This window comes from Rhodobacter flavimaris, assembly GCF_021378075.1.
GTDB classification, from domain to species: Bacteria; Pseudomonadota; Alphaproteobacteria; order Rhodobacterales; family Rhodobacteraceae; genus Rhodobacter; species Rhodobacter flavimaris.
Map to the genome: position 1 here is coordinate 84298 of NZ_JAJUOS010000004.1, position 19264 is coordinate 103561.

The window sequence follows — 19264 nt, forward strand, 5'->3', positions numbered from 1 at the left end:
TTCTCCTGTTGGTTTCTTGTTGGGGTGGTAAGGCGGCGCGCCTTAGTTCAGGCGCACGTGCTTGAGGAACTGGGTCAGGCGCACGGATTTGGGGGCGCCGAAAATCTCGGCGGGCGGGCCGCTTTCCTCGACGAGTCCCTTGTGCAGGAACACAACCTTCGAGGCGACGTCGCGCGCGAATGCCATCTCATGGGTGACCAGCAGCATGGTGCGCCCCTCGGTCGCCAGATCGCGGATCACCGCCAGCACCTCGGCCACCAGTTCGGGGTCGAGTGCCGAGGTGGGTTCGTCGAACAGCATCACCTCGGGCTGCATGGCCAGCGCGCGGGCGATGGCGATGCGCTGCTGCTGGCCGCCCGAAAGCTGCGCCGGGTAGGCGCCTTCGCGGCCCTTCATGCCGACGCGCTCCAGCAGCGATTGCGCCAGGGCGACGGCCTCGTCGCGATGCATCCCGTGGATCCGGGTGGGCCCTTCGATCAGGTTCTCCAGCACGGTCATGTGCGACCACAGATTGAAGCTTTGAAAGACGAAGCCCAGCTTGGAGCGGATACGACGCAGCTGGCGCGGGTCGCGCGCCACGCGGCGGCCCTTGCGGTGCACAAGGTCCAGATGCTCGCCATTGACGAAGATCTCGCCCTGCGAGCAATCCTCAAGCTGGTTGATGCAGCGCAGGAAGGTGGATTTGCCCGACCCCGAGGCCCCGATCAGCGCGATCACGTCGCCCTGATGCGCCTCAAGCGAGATGCCGCGCAGAACCTCGAGCGAGCCATAGCTCTTGTGCAGATCCCGGACGGCAAGGCGCAGCGCGCCCGAAGGTTCCAAGCCGTGCATTGTGAATTCCCCTGTCGGTAGCCGGTTGGTTGTCGTTGCGAAAACGCTACCACCGGCCCCGCGCGACAGGGCATGAGAAATCAGCTCAACTCATGAACCATATTCATGCCTGTTCCGGCGCGCCGCGGTGCGCAGCCATGCGACGAGCCGAGCAATATCGGGCTCGTTGCGGCGCTCATATTTGACCTGGATGTCATAGGTCAGCCCGGTGGGCACCGCATCGCCGGGCAGGCGCACCACCTCGCCCCGTGCCATCAGGGGGAAGGCGATGAAGTCGGGCACCAATGCCGCGCCCATGCCCGCGCGCACCATCTCAAGCGCCAGCAGGTAATGCGAGCAGCACCGCCACGCACCCGCGCGCAGCGCGCTCATTTCAAGGTTGTTGAGCGCGGCGAAAGCCTCCCAGTCCTTGCCTGTCAGGACCGGGTCGGTATCCGAGGAGATCAGCGGGATCGGCCGCGCGAAGGCTTGCTGGAATTGCGGTGCGGCCACCGGCACCAGCAACTCGCGGAAGAGGCGGGTGGACCAATAACCACGCCTTTGCGGCTCGGAGCTGACGAAAACATCCGCGACCCGGTCGGTGATCTCCGGCGGGTCCGAGATCATGATCAGGCGCAGGTCGATATCGGGGTTCTTCTCGGTGAATTGCGGCAGGGCGGGGATCATCCAGCCCGAGGCGAAGGACGAATAGAGCGCCAGCCGCACCATCCTCCGGTTCAGGCCGATCGTCGCAGCGGCAGATTGCTCGATCAGATCGAAGGCGCCATCAAGCGAATCCGCTAGCCGCAGTCCGGCATCCGTCAGGCTGATTGACCGGCCCTGACGCTCGATCAGCACTTCGCCCAGCAGGTCCGAGAGCTTGCGCAACTGATGGCTGGCGGCGCTTTGGGTGATGCCAAGCTCCTCTGCCGCCGCAGTCACCGACAGGTGCCGGGCCACGGCATCGAAAACCTGGAATCCGCGCAGGTTCATCTGGGTGCGGCGCTTGGTCATTCATGAACTCCGCTCATCGTGTTTCAAGCGAACTCATTACTCGATCCGCTGTCAAGAACCTAGAGTGGACGCAAGTCACAGGAGAGTATCATGCAGACGGAACAGGTTACCCTCACCCCTGGCCCGATGAGCGGGAGCAGGCATCTTACGGTCTATCGGTTCGGCACACCCGGCGCGCGGCCGCGCGTCTATATCCAGGGCGGGCTTCATGCCGATGAGGCGCCCGGGATGCTGGTGGGGTTCAGTCTGCGTGACAGCCTGGCCCGGCTGGAGACCGAGGGCCGGATCAAGGGCGAGGTGCTGCTGGTGCCGCTGGCGAACCCCATCGGGCTGGATCAGGGCGTGGTTGGCGGCAGCTTCGGGCGTTTCGAGGCGACGAGCGGGCAGAACTTCAACCGCGACTTCCCCGATGCGGCGGCGCTGGCGCTGGCGGCAGACGACCGCGCGCCGGGTAACGACCCGGTCGCCGAGCTGCGCACCCGCCTGGCCGCGGCGCTGGACGCGCTGCAACCGCGCAGCCCGATCGGCGCGCTACAGCGCGCCCTGCTACGCATGGCCATCGACGCCGATATCGTGCTGGACATGCACTGCGATTCCGAGGCCGTGACGCATATCTATTGCCATGCCGAGCAGACCGAGGAAGCCGCCCGGCTGGGCCGCGCGACCGGCTCGGCCGCGGTGCTTCATGCCGAGGTGCAGGGCGGGCGCTCGTTCGACGAAGCCTGCACCCTGCCCTGGGTGGCGCTGCGCGAGCGTTTCCAGATCGACCTGCCGATTGCCTGTTTCGCCGTCACGCTGGAATGGCGCGGCGTGCTGGACACCTGCCCCGAAGAGGCCCGCCGCGATGCGGAAGCCGTCATCGCCTGGCTGGCCGAGACCGGCTGCATCGAAGGCCCCGCCGGGCAGTCGCGCGAGGCCGGTGCCGCGCCCACGCCGCTGGCCGCGGTCGAGGTGGTCAGCGCCCCGGCGCCGGGCCTGTTCCACGCCTGCGTCGAGCCCGGCGCGCGGGTGCAGGCGGGCACCCTGCTGGGCACGGTGAAAAGCTTCCCCGACGGGCAGGACATTGCGATCCACGCCAGCACCGAGGGCGTGCTTTATGCGCGCGAACAGATGCGCATCGTGCGCGCGGGCACCGACCTGTTCTTTGTGGCCGGGCAAAAGCCGCTGCGGGCGGGGATGCTGCTCGGGGCGTGATCGGGGTTTCGCCCGCGCGGCAATGCAAAGTTTCCGGGCGTCCCCGCTGCGATTGACAGCGCGGGGCGGCCGCCCTTAGCGTTCGGCATGACCAACGCCCTTGATCCCCAGATTGCCGACGCCATCCGCGCAAGTTTCGCGCGCCAGCACGCGATGGCCTTGATCCGCGCCGAGCTGCCGGTGATTGGGCCGGGCCTTACCGAGATCCACCTGCCGCATTGGGAGGGGGTCGAGCAGCAGCATGGCTTTGTCCACGGTGGGGTCGTCGGCATGATCGCGGATTCGGCGGCGGGTTATGCCGCCATGACGATGGTGCCGCAGGGGGCCTCGGTCTTGACGGTGGAATACAAGATCAACCTTGTGGCCCCGGCGGTCGGATCGAAGCTGATTGCGCGTGGAACCGTGCTGCGGCCCGGCCGCACGCTGATCCTGACCAAGGCAGAGGTCTTCGGCATCGACGCGGGGCGCGAGAAACTCTGCGCCGTGATGCAGCAGACCATCATGGTCATGCACGGCAAAGACGAAAAGTAGATCCCGGCCCCGGCAAATCAAAAGGCCCGCCGAAGCGGGCCTTTGGTCTGCGTGGGCGCAGGATCAGGCGTTCCAGGCCTTGTCCTTGCCGCCAAGGCCGCCTTCCAGAACGCGGGTCGGCAGGCCGATGCGGTCGAGGATGGTGAAGAAGGGCTTGGGGTCCAGCTCTTCGACGTTCTTCATGGTCTTGGCGTCCCACTCGCCGGTCGCGACCAGCATCGCGGCGGCCACCGGGGGCACGCCCGCGGTATAGGAAATCCCCTGCGAGCCAACCTCGAGGTAGGCTTCCTTGTGATCGGCGACGTTATAGACGAAGACCTCGACGTCCTTGCCGTCCTTGGTGCCTTTCACCAGATCGCCGATGCAGGTCTTGCCAGTGTAATCGGGCGCGAGGCTTGCCGGGTCGGGCAGCACAGCCTTGACCACCTTGAGCGGCACGACTTCCTGGCCTTCGGCGGTTTTGACGGGCTGCTCGGACAGCAGGCCGAGGTTCTTCAGCACGGTGAAGACGTTGATGTAATGCTCGCCAAAGCCCATCCAGAAGCGCACATCGGCGTTCGGGTAGTTGGCAGCGAGCGAATGCACCTCATCGTGGCCCGACTGATAGGCGCGGCAGGTGCCCACGACCGGCAGATCCCAGTCACGCCCCGAGGCGAACATCGAGGTTTCCTTCCACTGCTGGTCTTCCCAGTAATAGACGGTGCCGGTGAATTCGCGGAAGTTGATCTCGGGGTCGAAGTTGGTGGCGAAATACTTGCCGTGCGAGCCCGCGTTGATGTCGACGATGTCGATGGATTTCACCTCGTCCATGTATTCGTCGATGGCAAAGCGCGCAAAGGCGTTCACGACGCCCGGGTCAAAGCCAGCACCGAGGATGGCGGTCACGCCCTTCTCGGCGCACAGGTCGCGCTTCTTCCATTCGTAATTGGCATACCACGGCGGGGCCTCGCAGATCTTGGCGGGGTCTTCGTGAATGGCGGTGTCGATATAGGCCGCGCCCGTCTCGATACAGGCATCAAGCACGGTCATGTTCACGAAGGCCGAGCCCACGTTGATCACGATTTGCGCGCCGGTCTTGCGGATCAGCGCGGCCACGGCGGCCGTGTCCATCGCGTCAACCGCATGTGCCTCGAACGTGCCCGGCACTTTCATCGCGTTCTTTTCATGAACGCTTGCGATGACCGCATCGCATTTCGCCTTCGTGCGCGAGGCGATGTGCAGGGCGCCCAGAACGTCATTGTTCTGCGCACATTTATGGGCGACGACTTGCGCCACGCCACCGGCACCGATGATGAGCACGTTGCGTTTCACTTCGGCTGTCTCCTTAGGTCTGACAGGACAGGGGAAGGGGGCTTTTCAGGCCCGTGAAAGAGGCCGGGGCCTCAGGACAATGAGGAAGCGTAATCCTCGTAGGTGAATTCGCGGATCAGTTCGACCGTGCCGTTGCCATACGCGCGGCGAATGGCGATTGCCGGCATGTTGACGCCGTTGAACCAGTTCTTCTTGACCATCGTATAGCCGGCCGCATCCTGAACCGAGATCCGGTCGCCGACCTGCAAGGGCGCGGGGAAACGCGCCTCGCCAAAGATATCGCCCGCCAGACAGGTCTTGCCCGCCACCTGATAGGGGTAGTCGCCCTCTTGCGGCAGTTTCGCGGTTTCGCGGTAGATCAGCAGATCGAGCATATGCGCCTCGATCGAGCTGTCGACGATGGCGACCTTCTTGCCGTTATCGACGATGTCGAGGACGCTGACCTCAAGCGTGGTCGATTGCGTGATCGAGGCCTCGCCGGGTTCCAGGTAAACCTGCACGCCGAGGCGCTCGGAAAACTCCCGCAGTCGCGTGGCCAGCTTTTCCAGCGGGTAGCCCTTGCCGGTGAAATGGATGCCGCCGCCCAGGCTGACCCATTTCAGCTTTTTCAGGAAATCGCCGAACTCGGATTCGATCCGGGTCAGCTGCTGGTCGAACAGGTCAAAATCGCGGTTCTCGCAGTTGTAATGGATCATCACGCCGGAAATGCGCGGCAGCGCGGCCTCGAGGCGCGCGATGTCCCATTCGCCAAGGCGCGAGAAGGGGCGCGCCGGATCGGCCAGATCGAAGCCCGAGGTCGAGAAGCGCGGGTTGAGGCGCAGGCCGATCTCGATATGGCTGGCCTTGTCGGCGAAACGATCCAGCTGCGAGAGCGAGTTGAAGATGATCTTGTCGGCGTAGGAGATCGCCTCGTCGATCTCGGCATCGGACCAAGCGACGGAATAGGCGTGGGTCTCGCCGCCGAATTTCTCGCGCCCCAGACGCAGCTCGAACAGCGAGGACGAGGTGGTGCCGTCCATATGCGGTTTCATCGCATCGAACGCGCCCCAGGTCGCAAAGCATTTCAGCGCCAGAAGCGCCTTGGCGCCCGACAGCTCGCGCAGCCGCGCGATCTTGTGCATGTTTTCGAGAAGGCGCGCTTCGTCGATCAGGTAGTAGGGCGTCGGAATCATGAACTCCCCCCGGGGCGGCAAAGTGAAGCCGCGATATAGGGCCCCGGACCCCCCTCTGCAAGGAAAATAGGGGGTGCGTCAGTCCACGCGGATCGCCTCTTTGGCTACGGTGAGAGTGTAACCCTTGCGTGAAATGTTGCGCACCAGAAGCTCGGCCACAAGCTGGTTTCCAAGCGCGTCGCGCAGCCGCTTGATGCGGGTGGCACCGGCGGCCTCGTCGCAATCGGCCTCGGGGCGGCCCGAGATCACGGCCTCGATCTGCGCGCCGGTCAGGATGTCGTCATCCATCCGCGCCTCGGCCAGAACGGCCAGCGTCTCGATCGCGGCGGGGGTCAGGGTAAAGGCCATGTCGTTCAGCATCACCGCGTTCTCGCCGCGCAGGATGCGCAGACGCTGCACCTCGATCCCGGCGCGCTGGATCTCGGACATGCGGCGGTTGAGGCTGATGATGGTGACCAGCAACACCAGCGCGGCGATCATCAATGCGGTGGCGAAGACCAGCAGGATGAAGATGATCACGCGATAGGAAGAGAGCACCTCGGCGAAGGCGGTGCCGGACTGGGCCAGCACCTCAAGCAGCTTGATCTCACCGGGCGAGGTCAGCGCGTCGTTCTCGACAAAGATCCGCTCGACCCGCGCGTTGAAGACATTGGCATCGGGCAGCGACAGGAACAGGAGCGCCGCCGCGACCGCCAGAATCGTGGCGATCGCCGCGATCCCCCAGATCACTGCGCGGTTGCCTGTGCGCAGGCCCTCAGTAACGGAGGAAATATTGTCCGGCACTGGCCTTCCTCTGCTCCAACCCTTCCGGGCCGAAAATGGAGAGAATGTTCAAAAGCGTCCATCCCCCGCGTTCGAGGCGTTTGGACAATGCGCGGCCCGCCGCCTGTTTCGAGCAGGCATCGTCGGGCAGTTCCGCGACGCCGTAATGCAGCCGCAGGGGATTGTCCTGCTTGGCCTTGTAATCGGCATAGCAGGCGGCCTGCGCGGGGGCGGCGGCGACCAACAGGGCAAGGGCAAGGAGGGCATGTTTCATCATGGCCTCAGGCTGCGACGGGCGGCGGCGCTATGCAATAGCCAAGCGGGTTATTGCCGGTGTTATCGGATAGCAGGGGGCTGTTATTGCGTGTCGGACGGGGCTGGCGCAATGGTCGGGCATCCCTAATCGCGGGGCGACCCGCCAAGACGAGGACCTGACTATGATCCGCTTCTCCTTCAAGGCCATTACCGCCGCCACCGCCGCCGCAGCGTTCGCCCTGACCGCCATTGCCCCCACGCCCGCCGCCGCCCTTGACGACAAGGAGGCGCTTGGCCTGATCCTTGGCCTCGGCGCCGCGGCCATCATCGTGGACAACATGAAAGACAATAACCGCCCGGCAACCCGGAACAACACTCAGAACTGGTATCCCTATGCCGAGCGTGTGGACGAGCCTTGGGACGCGCGCCGCGGCTATGACTACCGTTACCAGGATCGCAACCGCCACCGCGTGCGCCTCGATGTGCCCGGGCGCTGCCTGATCACCGTTGAGCGTCGCGGCCAGCGCAGCCAGATGGTCGAGGGTCGCTGCCTCGAAAAGGTCGCCCGGAAAGAGCATATCCGCCTGCCGCAATCCTGCGCCTTCGACATCCGCGGCGATCGCGGCTTCCGCGAAGAGGTCTACGGCAAGAATTGCCTTGAGGATCGCGGCATCCGCATCAGCCGCCGCTGACAAGAACATGAGGCACGAGCAGGACGCGGGGGCCACCAGCCCCCGCGTTTTTCATTGCACGGCGTCGGCGGAGCGGGCAGGACTGACGCATGGCACAGGCACCCGATTACAGTTTCGAGCTGGCCGCGCAGGCGCGCGGTCTGATGCGTATCGCTGGCGTGGACGAGGTCGGGCGCGGCCCGCTTTGCGGCCCGGTCACGGCGGCGGCCGTGGTTCTGGACCCCGCACGCATTCCGCAGGGGCTGAACGATTCGAAGAAGCTGAGCGCCAAGCGTCGCGCCGAACTGGTGGCCGAGATCACCGCCAGCGCCGACTGGTGTGTGGCGCACGCCAGCGTGGAGGAGATCGACAGCCTGAACATCCTGCAAGCCTCGCATCTGGCGATGTGCCGCGCCATTGCGGGGCTGCAAGGCGCGCCTGATCATGTGCTGGTCGATGGCAACCGTATCCCGCGCGATCTGAAGATGTCCTCAGAGGCGCTGGTGAAGGGTGACGCACGGTCAGTCTCGATCGCGGCGGCCTCGATCCTGGCGAAAGAGGCGCGCGACGCGCTGATGGTGGATTTGGCGCAACAATACCCCGGCTATGGCTGGGAAAGGAACGCAGGCTACCCCACCAAGGACCATTTGCAGGCCCTTCTAGATCTTGGGGTCACCCCCGCTCATAGACGTTCGTTCAAGCCGGTGCACAATATCTTGTGCCAAGCAAAATCTGTAAGTGCTTGATTCAAAAAAGAATTTGACGCTGATTCGTCTTTGACTCATCTTTGGAGCCACAGATCGACACAAGTCGGCACCCCGAGCAGTACGGGAAATGAGGCACAGATGACGAAAACGAAGACTCCTGTGGAGGCCTCGCGGCTTCCGCTTAACCAGATCATTGCGGGTGACTGCATCGAGGTCATGAACAGCTTGCCCGAGGCAAGCGTCGATCTGATCTTTGCCGATCCGCCCTATAATCTTCAGCTGCGCGGCGATCTGCACCGGCCGGACAATTCCAAGGTCGATGCGGTCGATGACCACTGGGATCAGTTCTCGTCCTTCGCCACCTATGACCGGTTCACCCGCGACTGGCTGGCCGCGGCGCGCCGCATCCTCAAGCCCAATGGCGCGATCTGGGTGATCGGCTCCTATCACAACGTCTTCCGCCTCGGCGCCGAGTTGCAGAACCAGGGCTACTGGATTCTCAACGATGTGGTCTGGCGCAAGTCGAACCCGATGCCGAACTTCCGCGGCAAGCGCCTGACCAACGCGCATGAGACGCTGATCTGGGCCTCGAAGTCGGAAGCGGCGAAATACACCTTCAACTACGAGGCGCTGAAGGCGCTGAACGAAGGCGTGCAGATGCGCTCGGACTGGGTGCTGCCGATCTGCACCGGAAACGAGCGTCTGAAAGACGACCAGGGCGACAAGGCGCATCCGACGCAAAAGCCCGAAAGCCTGTTGCATCGTGTGATCCTGGGCACCACGAACCCGGGCGACGTGATCCTTGACCCGTTCTTCGGCACCGGCACGACCGGCGCCGTTGCCAAGATGCTCGGCCGCGAATTCATCGGCATCGAGCGTGAGGCTTCTTATCGTGCGGTGGCGCAGAAGCGCATCGACCGCGTGCGGAAGTTCGACAAGGAAGCCCTCGAAATCACCGGCTCGAAGCGCGCAGAACCGCGCGTTCCCTTCGGCCAGCTCGTGGAGCGCGGCATGCTGCGCCCGGGCGAAGAGCTCTTCTCCATCGGCAATCGCTACAAGGCGAAGGTCCGCGCCGATGGCACGCTCGTCGGAAATGACGTGAAGGGCTCGATCCACCAGGTCGGCGCGCATCTGGAAGGTGCGCCGTCGTGCAACGGCTGGACCTACTGGCACTTCAAGCGCGATGGCAAGATGGTGCCCATCGACCTGCTGCGCCAGCAGATCCGTGCGGAAATGGAGGGCCGCCCGAACTGATCGGGCGCCCGCTTTCCCCCTGAAAATTAGGTTACCGCCAGTGCCCGTGGTCCGCCCGCGGTCACAGCCTTGCCCCGCCGTTCGCTCGGCGGGGCCTTTTCATGGGCTCAGGAGTCGGATTCGAGTTGCTTGCGCAGCTCGCGCAGCACCGGCAGGGCGGCGCGCACCTTCTCGGTGCCGATCGAACGCACGACATCCGCGATCACCGGCATGAAGGCCGCCAGCGCCGCATCGCGCGCCTGCCGCCCGGCGGGCGAGATCGAGACGAACTTGCGCCGCGCGTCGTCCCAGTCGGGGCGGATATGCACATGTCCGGCCCATTCGAGCTTGGACAGCGTGTTGGTCATCGCCCCACGGGTGACGTGGAACGTGGCCGCCAATTGCGCCGGGGTGCGTTCCTCGCCGATATGGGCCAGATGGTTCAGCACCGAGAAATGCGAGATCTCCATCCCCTTGGGCAGGGCGCGGCTGACTACGTTGCGGGCCAGCTGGTCTACCGTGAAGACCTCGGCAAAGAGGGTTGCGGCGAGGGGATCGGTTGCGTCGTTCATGGTCCCTCGAAGTCCCTGTCATGCGTTAACGAGGGCACCCTTACCCTTGCCTGCGCAACGCGCGCAAGGTCGATATCAATCACAGTGACGCCGGGTTCCGTGCCGCCATCGGCCAGAACCTCGCCCCAGGGAGCGACGGCAAGGCTGTGGCCCCAGGTCCGGCGCGGGCGTCCGCCATGCGCCGCGTGGGTGCCGCATTGCGCGGGCGCCAGCACGAAACAGGTGTTCTCGATTGCGCGGGCGCGGATCAGGCTTTCCCAATGCGACGCACCCGTGGTGTCGTTGAAGGCCGCGGGCAGCGACAGGATCTGCGCGCCGGCTTGCGCCAGGCGGCGGAACAGATGCGGGAAGCGCAGATCGTAGCAGATCGCCATGCCAAGGGGCGTGCCGGCAACCTCGGTCAGCACGGCGCGGGTGCCGGGGCGATAGCCTTCGGATTCGCGATACCGCTCGGTTTCGGACACATCCACGTCGAACATGTGGATCTTGTCGTAGCGCGCCACGATCTGACCCTGCGGCCCGATCAGGAAGGACCGGTTCGCGAACCGCCCGTCGGCATCATGGGTCTTGAGCCCGAGCGAACCGATCAAGAGCCAGATTCCAAGCGCCTCGGCCTCGGCGCGCAGGGCGGCAAGCGTCAGGTCATCCTCTTCATGGCGCAGCACGTCGTTCTGATACGCGCGGTTCGATGACAGCAGGTTGGTGCATTCGGGCGTCAGAACGAAATCTGCGCCCGCGCTCGCCGCCTCGCGGATGAAGCCGAGCGTGACCGGCAGGTTCGCTGCCGGATCGTCGGTCACCGAAAGCTGAACGAGCCCCGCTTTCATCAGGCCGCCAGCATCGGGTCAAGCTTGCCCGCCGCATCGAGCGCGTGCAGGTCGTCGCAGCCGCCGACGTGCTGGCCGCCGATGAAAATCTGCGGGACCGAGCGGCGCCCGTTCGCGCGCTCCATCATGGCGATACGCAGCGACGGGTCGGCGCCGACATCGGTTTCCTCGAAGGGGATGCCCTTGCGGGTCAGCAATGCCTTAGCGGCGATGCAATAGGGGCAGGTGCGGGTGGTGTAAATCTCGACGCGTTTCATGGGTTCCCTCGGATCTGGGGCGAAGACTATAGGGATTTAGGGATGCTTCGCAACGCGCGCCAGTGCCGCAACACACACCTTTTGTGCGCCTGCGGCATAGGCGGCCTCGGTCGCGGCGCTGAGCGTGGCGCCCGAGGTCATCACGTCGTCCACGATCAGCACCGTCTTGCCACGCAATGCCTGCATGTGTCGCGGGCGGATGGAGATAGCACCCGCGAGGTTTTCGAACCGCTCCTCACGGCTGCGGCCCTCCTGGCTGGGGGTGGCGCGGCTGCGCAGGAAGAGATCGGGCAGGCAGATCTGCCCCGTGCGCCGCGCCAGCGCTTTCGCGATCAGGGCGGATTGGTTGAAACGCCGTTTTATCAATCTCTTGCGGTGCAGCGGGACGGGTGCGATCAGCATTCCGTCTTCGATGACGCCTTGGCAGGCGCGCTCCAGCCAGGCCGCCATCGGCCGCACCAGATCCTGTCTGTCACCGTGTTTGAGGCCCAGAACCATGCGCCGCGCGGCGCCGGAATAGAGCATCGCCGCGCGTCCCTGTTGCCAGGGCCTCGGGTGGCGCAGGCAGTCATCGCAGAGGACTGCTGCCGGATCGTCGCCCGGAAGCGGCGCGCCACAGTGATCGCAACACAATCCGGTGATGAAGGGAGTCTCGGCCCAGCAGGTGCCGCACAGGCCGAAGTCGCTCGCCACCGTCCCGCCGCAAGCGATACAGCGCGGCGGAAAGACCGTGTGCATCAGGCCGCGCCCGATGCTGCCGATCCCCGCTAGAATCCCGCTGCGAAGCGCACTAATCTCTCGCCCCATCATGAGCACCCCGCCCAAACTCACCGACCGAGCCGCGCTGTTGCGCAACCGTGACCGCGCCAAGAGGCAGGGACCCGAGTTGTTCCTGCACGAAGACGCCGCGATCGAGCTTCAGGAGAGGCTGAACGAGGTTAACAGAACCTTTACGCAGCCCGCCATCGTGACGAATTTTCCCGATCCGTGGCGTGCCGTCCTGCCCGGCGCCAAGATCGTGGCTGATGACGAGATGCTGGATCTGGAGCCCGGCGGTCATGATCTGGTGGTTCATGCGATGTGCCTGCATTGGGCTAACGACCCGGTCGGGCAGATCGTGCAGGCTGCGCGCGCTCTGCGCCCCGACGGGCTGTTCATTGCCGTGGCCTTCGGCGGCCAGACGCTGCACGAGCTGCGCGCCGTGCTGGCCGAGGCCGAGGCGTCCGTCACCGGCGGCCTTAGCCCGCGCATCCTACCGATGGGCGAGATCCGCGATCTTGGGGCGCTCTTGCAACGCGGGGGTCTTGCCCTGCCGGTGGCCGACAGCGTGCAGCGCAAGGTGACCTACGCCGACCCGCTGCGGCTGCTGCGCGATCTGCGCGCCATGGGCGAGGGCAATGCGCTTGACGCCCGGCTGCGCCGTTTCACGCCGCGCAAGGTGATGCTTGATGCGCTGCGACGCTACACCGAGAATTTCGCTGAACCCGAGGGCCGGGTGCGCGCCACTTTCGACATGGTCTGGCTGACCGGCTGGAAGCCGCATGAAAGCCAGCAAAAGCCGCTGCGCCCCGGTTCGGCCATTCAGCGGCTCGCGGATGCGCTGAACACCTGCGAGCTGCCGACCGGCGAGAAACCCCCGAAATAGACCCTATTCCAGCGTAAAACCCTATCCGAGTGCAGTCAGGAAGCCGCGCGACCACCAGTGGACATCCTGCCGGGTCAGCGCCGCCATCAGCGTCGCATGACGTCGCTTGCGCTCGGAGCGTGGCATGGCCAGCGCGGTCATCATCGCGGTCGCCATCTGCTCGGGGTCATGCGGGTTGACGATCAGCGCATCGCCCATCTGCTCGGCCGCGCCGGCGAACTGGCTCAGGATCAGCACTCCCGGATCGTCGGGGTTCTGCGCCGCCACGAATTCCTTGGCCACCAGGTTCATCCCGTCCATCAGCGGCGTCACAAGCCCGACATGCGAGGCGCGATAAAGCCCCGCCAGCGTCTCGCGCGGGACTGGGCGGTTGATGAAGCGCACCGGCACCCAGGTGATGTCGGCAAATGTGCCGTTGATATGGCCCGAGAGATGCTCGGTCTCGTCGCGGATATCGTCATAGGCGGCGACACCTTCGCGGGTGGGGGGCGAAATCTGCAAGAGCGAGACATGGCGGTGCCAGTCCTCGTGGCGCTGGAGGAACTCGCCGAAGGCGCGGAAGCGCTGTGGCACACCCTTGGTGTAATCCAGCCGGTCCACGCCGATCATCAGGCGGCGATCCGACTTGACGATGCCCGGTGGCAGTTTGCGGAACTCGGCCTCGGCGAGGTCGGCGAATTCGGTGGCGTCAATGGCGATCGGGAAGGCGGCAATTCGGGTTTGCCGCGGGGCTAGGTGGACAAAGCCCCCGGCCAGTTCGGTCGCGCCGCCTACCTGAACCATTGCATCGACGCAATTGCGCACGTCGCGTTCGGCCTGAAGGCCGACCAGTTCGTAATGCGCAAGCCACTGGCAGACCTCGGACCCGTTCGGCAGCGCCTGAAGTGCGAGCGCGGTGGGGAAGGGCGTGTGCAGGAAGAACCCGATCCGGTTCGTCGCCCCCAGCTGACGCAGGTCATAGGCCAGCGGCAGCAGGTGGAAATCATGCACCCAGATGCGGTCGTCGGGCTCGATCAGCGTCATCAGCATCTTGGCCAGACGCCGGTTCACCTCCTTGTAGGAGGACAGATACTCGCCCCGGATGTCGAGCAGGTCGGTTCGGCCATGAAACAGCGGCCAGAGCACCGAGTTGGCATAGCCGTCATAGTAATTGGCTTGCTCATCGGGCGACAGGTCAAAGCACATGCGGCGGAAGGCGCCGCCTTCGACCTCACGCAGGGTGTTGTCGGGTTTTTCGGCCAACTCACCCGAGGTGCCAATCCAGATGCCGCCCTGTTCGGTCAGCGCATCGCCTAGCGCAACGACAAGCCCGCCCGAGGGGTTGGGGCCAAGCGGAATGCGGTTCGACAGGCAGATAAGACGTCCCATGCTTATTCCTCCTGTCCGGCGCCGAGCCATGTACGAACCCCCGCGGGGTCGGGCAGGCGGTAGTGTGCAACGCTATCGCCCTCGCCCACCTTGATGCCGAAACCGCCCATGCGCGCGGCCCAGTCGAGTGCGGGCTCATCGGTGCGGTCATCGCCCAGATAGACGGGAAGGCGCCCGGCAAACTGCGGCAAGCGCCAGAGCGAATCAAGGGCGCGATCCTTCGAGACACCCTCGGGGCGCAGCTCGATGGCCATTTTCGCCGGTTGCATTGCGAAACCGGGAAGGGTTTCCAACACCGCGCGGGCGAAGGCCTCGACCGTCTCGGCAGCCTCGGGCGCGTGGCGGTAATGTAGCGCGGCACCGTGGGTCTTGTGTTCGTAGAGCAGGCCCCGGCTTGCGGCATACGAGGCAAGGTCGGCTTGCAGGCGGCCGAGCCCTTCGGGCGCGCGCTCAAGCGGCGGGGCCATGCCGCGCGCCTCGGCGCCGTGGCTGCCGACCAGAAGCCCGTCGAACCCGGCCAGGAATTGCGCCAGTTCGGGCAGGCTGCGGCCAGATACGATGGCCAGCGCGCCGCCGCAGGCTTCAGAGATTGCGCTGAGCGTTGCGGGCAGGTCCGGGGGAACGACGATCGCATCGGGGCGCGGGGCGATCTCGACCAATGTGCCGTCGAAATCGAGAAAAAGGGCGTGGCGAGCGGGGTCGAGGAGAGGCGGCGCCGTTCTATCGGAGCGGTTCGGATATGAAGACATGGCGCAAAGGTAATCCATTGCGCCCCTCTCTTAAAGGTCGCATTGACCCTCGCTGAAAACGCTTTAAGTCGGGAGAGGTTCCGAAAAGAGAGACAGGACAGGAAGATGAGCACCAATCCGCGCCTTGCCCATGCCCCCGCCGACCACCCGCCGGTTCCCGTGGCAAAGATCGGTCTGCTGGTGGCCAACCTCGGTACGCCGGACGCGACGGATTACTGGTCGATGCGGCGCTACCTGAACGAGTTCCTCTCGGACAAGCGGGTGATCGACTACCCGGCATGGAAGTGGCAGCCGCTGTTGCAGCTGATCATCCTGTCGAAGCGGCCCTTTACCTCGGGCGCGAATTACAAGCTGATCTGGAACAACGAGGCCGATGAAAGCCCGCTGATGACGATCACCAAGCAGCAGGTGGCCAAGCTGCGCGAGGCTGTCGCCGCGCGTTATGGCGCCGAGGTCGTGGTGGATTACTGCATGCGCTACGGCAACCCCTCGACCCACGACGTCGTGGACCGGATGGTGAAGCAGGGCTGCGAGAAAATCCTGTTCCTGCCGCTTTACCCGCAATACGCAGGCGCAACCTCGGCTACCGCGAACGATCAATTCTTCCGTGCGCTGATGACGCAAAAGCGCCAACCCGCGGCGCGCGTGGCGCCCGAGTATTTCGACCGCCCGAGCTATATTGAGGCGCTGGCGGCTTCGGTCGAGCGGGTCTATGCGACGCTGCCCACCCGCCCCGATGTGCTGGTGGCCTCGTATCACGGGATGCCCAAGCGCTACCTGATGGAAGGCGACCCCTACCATTGCCAGTGCCAGAAAACCTCGCGTCTGCTGATGGAACGGCTTGGCTGGCAGAAGGGGGATATCGACACGACCTTCCAGTCGGTCTTTGGCACCGAGGAATGGCTCAAGCCCTACACGGTCGAGCATGTGGCGGAACTCGCCAAGGCTGGCAAGAAGAACATCGCAGTGATCTCGCCCGCCTTCAGCGCGGACTGCATTGAGACGCTTGAAGAGATCAACGGCGAGATCCGCGAGGCCTTCGAGCACGCGGGTGGTGAGAGCTTTAGCTATATCCCCTGCCTCAACGATGACGATCTGCACATCACGGCGCTGATGGAAGTGGTTGAGGAAAACCTGGCGGGGTGGATTGCTTGAGGGGTTTAGGCGGGGCTCTGCCCCGCACCCCGAGGTATTTCGGCCAAGAAGAAATGAGACGGGTTACTTCGCCTTTGGGCGGAAGGCCTTGATCTTGGCGGGATCGGTGTCGATGAAGCCTGCGCCGATCAGATCGAGGCAATAGGGCACCGCCGCGAATACCGCGTTCAGGCAGGTGGCGATTGCCGAGGGCTTGCCGGGAAGCGTGATGATCAGCGACTTGCCCGCGATGCCTGCCGATTGGCGCGACAGGATGGCGGTTGGCACTTCGAGCAGGGAGGCGCGGCGCATTTCCTCGCCAAAGCCCGCAAGCTCTTTCTCGAACACATCTGCGCAGCCTTCGGGGGTTTCGTCGCGTGGAGCGGGGCCGGTGCCGCCGGTCACGAGGATCAGGTCGGCGCCTTCGAACACCAGTTGGCGCAGGGTCGTCGCGACACTCTCGCGTCCGTCGGGGATGATGTGACGGGTGATGGTGAGCGGAGTAGTCACCACGCCGCGCAGCCAGTCTTCGCAGCCGGGGCCGCCCTTGTCCTCATACTCGCCGCGGCTGGCGCGGTCAGAGACGGTGACAATGGCGGCCCGGGCGCTCATTTCTTCACGCGCGCGTTGCGGGTGGCGATCAGTTTCAGGCGCAGCGCGTTCAGGCGGATGAAGCCCGCGGCGTCCTTCTGGTCGTAGGCGCCCGCGTCTTCCTCGAAGGTCACGTGCTTTTCGGAATAGAGCGAGTAGTCCGACCAGCGGCCCACGCAATGCACCGAGCCCTTGTAGAGCTTGAGACGCACAGTGCCGGTGACGTTTTCCTGGCTCTTGTCGATCAGGGCTTGCAGCATCTCGCGCTCGGGCGAGAACCAGAAGCCGTTGTAGATCAGTTCCGCATAGCGCGGCATCAGGCTGTCTTTCAGGTGGCCCGCGCCCGCGTCGAGTGTGATCTGTTCGATGCCGCGGTGGGCCTCGAGCAGGATCGTGCCGCCGGGGGTTTCATAGATGCCGCGCGACTTCATGCCGACGAAGCGGTTCTCCACGAAGTCGAGGCGGCCGATGCCATGCTTGCGACCGCATTCGTTCAGCGCGGTCAGGATCGTGGCGGGCGACAGGGCCTCACCGTTGATTGCCACGGCGTCGCCCTTCTCGAAGGTCACCTCGATATATTCCGGGGTGTCCGGGGCCTCTTCGGGGCTGACGGTGCGCTGATAGACGTAATCGGGCGCCTCATCGGCCGGGTTTTCCAGCGCCTTGCCCTCGGACGAGGTGTGCAGCAGGTTCGCATCGACCGAGAAGGGCGCTTCGCCGCGCTTGTCCTTGGCGATCGGGATCTGGTTCTGCTCGGCGAACTCGATCAGCTTGGTGCGCGAGGTCAGATCCCATTCGCGCCAGGGTGCGATAACCTTGATCATCGGGTCGAGCGCATAGGCCGACAGCTCGAAGCGGACCTGGTCGTTGCCCTTGCCGGTGGCGCCATGGGCGACGGCATCGGCGCCATGCTCATGCGCGATCTCGACGAGGCGCTTGGAGATCAGCGGGCGCGCGATCGAGGTGCCCAGCAGATAGAGCCCCTCATAGACCGCGTTGGCGCGGAACATCGGGAAGACGAAATCGCGCACGAATTCCTCGCGCACGTCCTCGATGTGGATGTTCTCGGGCTTGATGCCCAGCAGTTCGGCCTTGGCGCGGGCGGGTTCGAGTTCTTCGCCCTGGCCGAGGTCGGCGGTGAAGGTGATCACTTCGCAGCCGTATTCGGTTTGCAGCCACTTGAGGATGATCGAGGTATCGAGGCCGCCCGAATAGGCAAGCACGACTTTCTTAGGCGCGGACATGGCAAGCCCCTTGCTATGCTTAGTGGTTTGCACGCGGTCTATTGGTTTTTTTTCTTACGGGCAAGGGTGCGGCCGGAACGAATTGGGGCGGCCCGAAGGCCGCCCGCAAGCTGTAGAAACCAGTATGACGCTGGGTGAGCGATTTATTCGGTCGCCTCTTCGGTCAGCACAACCTCGTCCTCGGTCGCGCCTTCTTCAGTGGCGCCTTCCTCGGTGGTGCCTTCTTCCGTCGCCGCTGCTTCTTCGACCGGCATTTGCGGGTCGAGCAGGCGGTTCAGTTCTGCAAGCGCCTCGGGAGAAAGTTCGCGGCCATTCGAGGCGGCCAACAGCGCGTCTTGCTCGGCGGCATCGGCGGCTGCGGCTTCCTCTTCGAGGGTCACGATCTCGGCCTCAAGCGCTGCTTTCGCCGCGAGATCCGCGTCGCGGGCTGCGGCTTCGGCAAGCTCGGCCTCAAGCGCGGCTTTTTCGCCGTTGTAGGTCTCGAGCGCCGTATCGTATTCCGACAGGGCCGTGTTGTACTCCGAAAGCGCGGTCTCATAGGCGGTTTGTTCTTCGAGCGAAACCTCTTCGCCTTCGGGTGCGGTCGGCGGTGTCGGTGCAGTCGGCTCGACCGGCGCAGTCAGTCCGGTCAGATCAGCTTCGACCTCGGCGGCCGTACGCTGGGTGCTGTAACCCGCCAGTTTATCGTCGAGACCCAGAAGCGCGAGATTGGCATCGTCAAGCAACTTGTCCGCCAGCATCCCTGCCTCGACCGCGGCCTTGTAGGTGGCGATGCGGCCGACCTGGCTGTTGGGCGCGGCATTGGCCAGCGCGGTCGGGCTGGCATGGGCTGCGTTCAGGCCCTTGAGTTCGGATGCGATCGCGCCGTGGTTGGTCTTGGTCGCGGCCTTCTTGCCGTTCGAGCCGCTGAACGAGGTGCCGGTCGATTTGCTCGACTTGTCCTTCGGGCTGAACGAGGTGCCCTTGGACTTGCCGTTGCCGCCGTCGCTGCCCGAGCTCTTGTTGGAGTTGCCACCGCCGTTGCCACCGCCGTTGCCGCCACCGTTGTCGCCATCCTTGCCCTTGGCAAAGACGAGATCGGCGCCGGTGAAAGAGCTGGTCGCCACCGGGGCGATGACGAGGGCCGCGGCCGTGGCGGCGATGATGAGGGGGGTCTTGATACGCATGTGCGGTCTCCGCAGGTTAAGGGCGTGACGTTTGGTAAACAGATACGGCGC

Annotated in this window: 22 protein-coding genes; 7 read left to right on the forward strand and 15 right to left on the reverse strand. The window is 64.7% G+C overall.

Annotated features, from left to right (window positions below; translation table 11 throughout):
• Positions 1-42: 42 nt before the first annotated feature.
• Together LZA78_RS06870 and LZA78_RS06875 are read right to left on the reverse strand one after the other, a co-directional pair.
• On the reverse strand, positions 43-831 hold the full coding sequence (locus tag LZA78_RS06870) for an ABC transporter ATP-binding protein (protein WP_233676200.1): 789 nt from the start codon (positions 829-831) through the stop codon (positions 43-45).
• 90 nt (positions 832-921) lie between these two features.
• Positions 922-1824, reverse strand: coding sequence for a LysR family transcriptional regulator (locus tag LZA78_RS06875; RefSeq protein WP_233676201.1), 903 nt, complete (start codon positions 1822-1824; stop codon positions 922-924).
• Between the two features lie 90 nt (positions 1825-1914).
• Between LZA78_RS06875 and LZA78_RS06880 the strand changes: the two genes are divergently transcribed.
• Together LZA78_RS06880 and LZA78_RS06885 are read left to right on the forward strand one after the other, a co-directional pair.
• The gene (locus tag LZA78_RS06880; protein WP_233676202.1) at positions 1915-3018 is read left to right on the forward strand and encodes a succinylglutamate desuccinylase/aspartoacylase family protein; all 1104 of its coding nucleotides are present in this window, start codon (positions 1915-1917) and stop codon (positions 3016-3018) included.
• A gap of 87 nt (positions 3019-3105) precedes the next feature.
• Positions 3106-3549 carry a PaaI family thioesterase gene (locus LZA78_RS06885; RefSeq protein WP_233676203.1) on the forward strand — a complete coding sequence of 148 codons (444 nt, stop codon included), beginning with the start codon at positions 3106-3108 and terminating at the stop codon, positions 3547-3549.
• A 63-nt stretch (positions 3550-3612) separates the two neighbouring features.
• Here LZA78_RS06885 and LZA78_RS06890 read toward each other — a convergent pair whose 3' ends face one another.
• The 4 genes from LZA78_RS06890 to LZA78_RS06905 form a co-directional block, all read right to left on the reverse strand.
• Positions 3613-4860, reverse strand: coding sequence for a saccharopine dehydrogenase family protein (locus tag LZA78_RS06890; RefSeq protein WP_233676204.1), 1248 nt, complete (start codon positions 4858-4860; stop codon positions 3613-3615).
• Between the two features lie 71 nt (positions 4861-4931).
• On the reverse strand, positions 4932-6032 hold the full coding sequence (nspC, locus tag LZA78_RS06895; RefSeq protein ID WP_233676205.1) for a carboxynorspermidine decarboxylase: 1101 nt from the start codon (positions 6030-6032) through the stop codon (positions 4932-4934).
• Positions 6033-6110: 78 nt separating this feature from the next.
• Entirely contained in the window at positions 6111-6815 is a 705-nt protein-coding gene (locus LZA78_RS06900) for a winged helix-turn-helix domain-containing protein (RefSeq protein WP_233676206.1), read from the reverse strand.
• Positions 6787-7071, reverse strand: coding sequence for a hypothetical protein (locus tag LZA78_RS06905; protein WP_233676207.1), 285 nt, complete (start codon positions 7069-7071; stop codon positions 6787-6789). The genes LZA78_RS06900 and LZA78_RS06905 overlap by 29 nt, the downstream gene beginning before the upstream one ends.
• Positions 7072-7231: 160 nt before the next feature.
• On the opposite strand from LZA78_RS06905, the gene LZA78_RS06910 reads away from it, so the two are divergent.
• The 3 genes from LZA78_RS06910 (at position 7232) to LZA78_RS06920 (ending at position 9681) form a co-directional block, all read left to right on the forward strand.
• Positions 7232-7741 (forward strand): hypothetical protein, encoded by a 510-nt coding sequence (locus LZA78_RS06910; protein WP_233676208.1) that lies wholly within the window; start codon positions 7232-7234, stop codon positions 7739-7741.
• Positions 7742-7830: 89 nt separating this feature from the next.
• A complete protein-coding gene (rnhB, locus tag LZA78_RS06915) occupies positions 7831-8466 on the forward strand; it encodes a ribonuclease HII (protein WP_233676209.1) in 636 nt (211 codons plus the stop codon).
• A gap of 99 nt (positions 8467-8565) precedes the next feature.
• On the forward strand, positions 8566-9681 hold the full coding sequence (locus tag LZA78_RS06920) for a site-specific DNA-methyltransferase (protein ID WP_233676210.1): 1116 nt from the start codon (positions 8566-8568) through the stop codon (positions 9679-9681).
• A gap of 107 nt (positions 9682-9788) precedes the next feature.
• Here the strand turns inward: LZA78_RS06920 and LZA78_RS06925 are convergent, their stop codons facing one another.
• Genes LZA78_RS06925 through LZA78_RS06940 form a run of 4 tightly spaced genes read right to left on the reverse strand, consistent with a single transcriptional unit; the run spans position 9789 to position 12054 of the window.
• Positions 9789-10232, reverse strand: a complete 444-nt coding sequence (locus tag LZA78_RS06925; protein ID WP_233676211.1) for a MarR family winged helix-turn-helix transcriptional regulator — start codon at positions 10230-10232, stop codon at positions 9789-9791.
• Positions 10229-11059, reverse strand: a complete 831-nt coding sequence (locus LZA78_RS06930; protein ID WP_233676212.1) for a carbon-nitrogen hydrolase family protein — start codon at positions 11057-11059, stop codon at positions 10229-10231. Before LZA78_RS06930 ends, LZA78_RS06925 begins: the two co-directional genes overlap by 4 nt.
• Positions 11059-11316, reverse strand: a complete 258-nt coding sequence (gene grxC, locus LZA78_RS06935) for a glutaredoxin 3 (RefSeq protein ID WP_233676213.1) — start codon at positions 11314-11316, stop codon at positions 11059-11061. The genes LZA78_RS06930 and grxC overlap by 1 nt, the downstream gene beginning before the upstream one ends.
• Positions 11317-11352: 36 nt before the next feature.
• A complete protein-coding gene (locus tag LZA78_RS06940; protein WP_233676214.1) occupies positions 11353-12054 on the reverse strand; it encodes a ComF family protein in 702 nt (233 codons plus the stop codon).
• Between the two features lie 70 nt (positions 12055-12124).
• Here LZA78_RS06940 and LZA78_RS06945 point away from each other — a divergent pair, with 70 nt between their 5' ends.
• Positions 12125-12961 carry a methyltransferase domain-containing protein gene (locus LZA78_RS06945; protein ID WP_233676215.1) on the forward strand — a complete coding sequence of 279 codons (837 nt, stop codon included), beginning with the start codon at positions 12125-12127 and terminating at the stop codon, positions 12959-12961.
• Between the two features lie 21 nt (positions 12962-12982).
• On the opposite strand, the gene LZA78_RS06950 is transcribed toward LZA78_RS06945, so the two are convergent.
• Together LZA78_RS06950 and otsB are read right to left on the reverse strand one after the other, a co-directional pair.
• On the reverse strand, positions 12983-14329 hold the full coding sequence (locus LZA78_RS06950; protein WP_233676216.1) for an alpha,alpha-trehalose-phosphate synthase (UDP-forming): 1347 nt from the start codon (positions 14327-14329) through the stop codon (positions 12983-12985).
• A 2-nt stretch (positions 14330-14331) separates the two neighbouring features.
• Entirely contained in the window at positions 14332-15078 is a 747-nt protein-coding gene (gene otsB / locus LZA78_RS06955) for a trehalose-phosphatase (RefSeq protein ID WP_233676217.1), read from the reverse strand.
• 105 nt (positions 15079-15183) lie between these two features.
• Here otsB and hemH point away from each other — a divergent pair, with 105 nt between their 5' ends.
• Positions 15184-16233, forward strand: coding sequence for a ferrochelatase (gene hemH, locus LZA78_RS06960; RefSeq protein WP_233676218.1), 1050 nt, complete (start codon positions 15184-15186; stop codon positions 16231-16233).
• A 63-nt stretch (positions 16234-16296) separates the two neighbouring features.
• On the opposite strand, the gene mog is transcribed toward hemH, so the two are convergent.
• From mog to LZA78_RS06975, 3 genes are all read right to left on the reverse strand, one after another.
• Entirely contained in the window at positions 16297-16824 is a 528-nt protein-coding gene (gene mog / locus LZA78_RS06965; protein WP_233676219.1) for a molybdopterin adenylyltransferase, read from the reverse strand.
• On the reverse strand, positions 16821-18047 hold the full coding sequence (locus tag LZA78_RS06970) for an argininosuccinate synthase (RefSeq protein WP_233676220.1): 1227 nt from the start codon (positions 18045-18047) through the stop codon (positions 16821-16823). The genes mog and LZA78_RS06970 overlap by 4 nt, the downstream gene beginning before the upstream one ends.
• Positions 18048-18190: 143 nt before the next feature.
• Entirely contained in the window at positions 18191-19213 is a 1023-nt protein-coding gene (locus tag LZA78_RS06975) for a hypothetical protein (protein WP_233676221.1), read from the reverse strand.
• Positions 19214-19264 lie beyond the last annotated feature (51 nt).

Excerpts from the sequence above, each read along its gene's own strand:
- LZA78_RS06920 (WP_233676210.1), top strand. The coding sequence starts at position 8,566 with ATGACGAAAACGAAGACTCCTGTGGAGGCCTCGCGGCTTCCGCTTAAC.
- LZA78_RS06885 (WP_233676203.1), top strand. The coding sequence starts at position 3,106 with ATGACCAACGCCCTTGATCCCCAGATTGCCGACGCCATCCGCGCAAGT.
- mog (WP_233676219.1), bottom strand. The coding sequence starts at position 16,824 with ATGAGCGCCCGGGCCGCCATTGTCACCGTCTCTGACCGCGCCAGCCGC.
- LZA78_RS06940 (WP_233676214.1), bottom strand. The coding sequence starts at position 12,054 with ATGCACACGGTCTTTCCGCCGCGCTGTATCGCTTGCGGCGGGACGGTG.
- hemH (WP_233676218.1), top strand. The coding sequence starts at position 15,184 with ATGAGCACCAATCCGCGCCTTGCCCATGCCCCCGCCGACCACCCGCCG.
- otsB (WP_233676217.1), bottom strand. The coding sequence starts at position 15,078 with ATGTCTTCATATCCGAACCGCTCCGATAGAACGGCGCCGCCTCTCCTC.
- LZA78_RS06945 (WP_233676215.1), top strand. The coding sequence starts at position 12,125 with ATGAGCACCCCGCCCAAACTCACCGACCGAGCCGCGCTGTTGCGCAAC.
- LZA78_RS06925 (WP_233676211.1), bottom strand. The coding sequence starts at position 10,232 with ATGAACGACGCAACCGATCCCCTCGCCGCAACCCTCTTTGCCGAGGTC.
- grxC (WP_233676213.1), bottom strand. The coding sequence starts at position 11,316 with ATGAAACGCGTCGAGATTTACACCACCCGCACCTGCCCCTATTGCATC.
- LZA78_RS06875 (WP_233676201.1), bottom strand. The coding sequence starts at position 1,824 with ATGACCAAGCGCCGCACCCAGATGAACCTGCGCGGATTCCAGGTTTTC.
- LZA78_RS06930 (WP_233676212.1), bottom strand. The coding sequence starts at position 11,059 with ATGAAAGCGGGGCTCGTTCAGCTTTCGGTGACCGACGATCCGGCAGCG.
- LZA78_RS06975 (WP_233676221.1), bottom strand. The coding sequence starts at position 19,213 with ATGCGTATCAAGACCCCCCTCATCATCGCCGCCACGGCCGCGGCCCTC.
- rnhB (WP_233676209.1), top strand. The coding sequence starts at position 7,831 with ATGGCACAGGCACCCGATTACAGTTTCGAGCTGGCCGCGCAGGCGCGC.
- LZA78_RS06910 (WP_233676208.1), top strand. The coding sequence starts at position 7,232 with ATGATCCGCTTCTCCTTCAAGGCCATTACCGCCGCCACCGCCGCCGCA.
- LZA78_RS06905 (WP_233676207.1), bottom strand. The coding sequence starts at position 7,071 with ATGATGAAACATGCCCTCCTTGCCCTTGCCCTGTTGGTCGCCGCCGCC.
- LZA78_RS06970 (WP_233676220.1), bottom strand. The coding sequence starts at position 18,047 with ATGTCCGCGCCTAAGAAAGTCGTGCTTGCCTATTCGGGCGGCCTCGAT.
- LZA78_RS06950 (WP_233676216.1), bottom strand. The coding sequence starts at position 14,329 with ATGGGACGTCTTATCTGCCTGTCGAACCGCATTCCGCTTGGCCCCAAC.
- nspC (WP_233676205.1), bottom strand. The coding sequence starts at position 6,032 with ATGATTCCGACGCCCTACTACCTGATCGACGAAGCGCGCCTTCTCGAA.
- LZA78_RS06880 (WP_233676202.1), top strand. The coding sequence starts at position 1,915 with ATGCAGACGGAACAGGTTACCCTCACCCCTGGCCCGATGAGCGGGAGC.
- LZA78_RS06870 (WP_233676200.1), bottom strand. The coding sequence starts at position 831 with ATGCACGGCTTGGAACCTTCGGGCGCGCTGCGCCTTGCCGTCCGGGAT.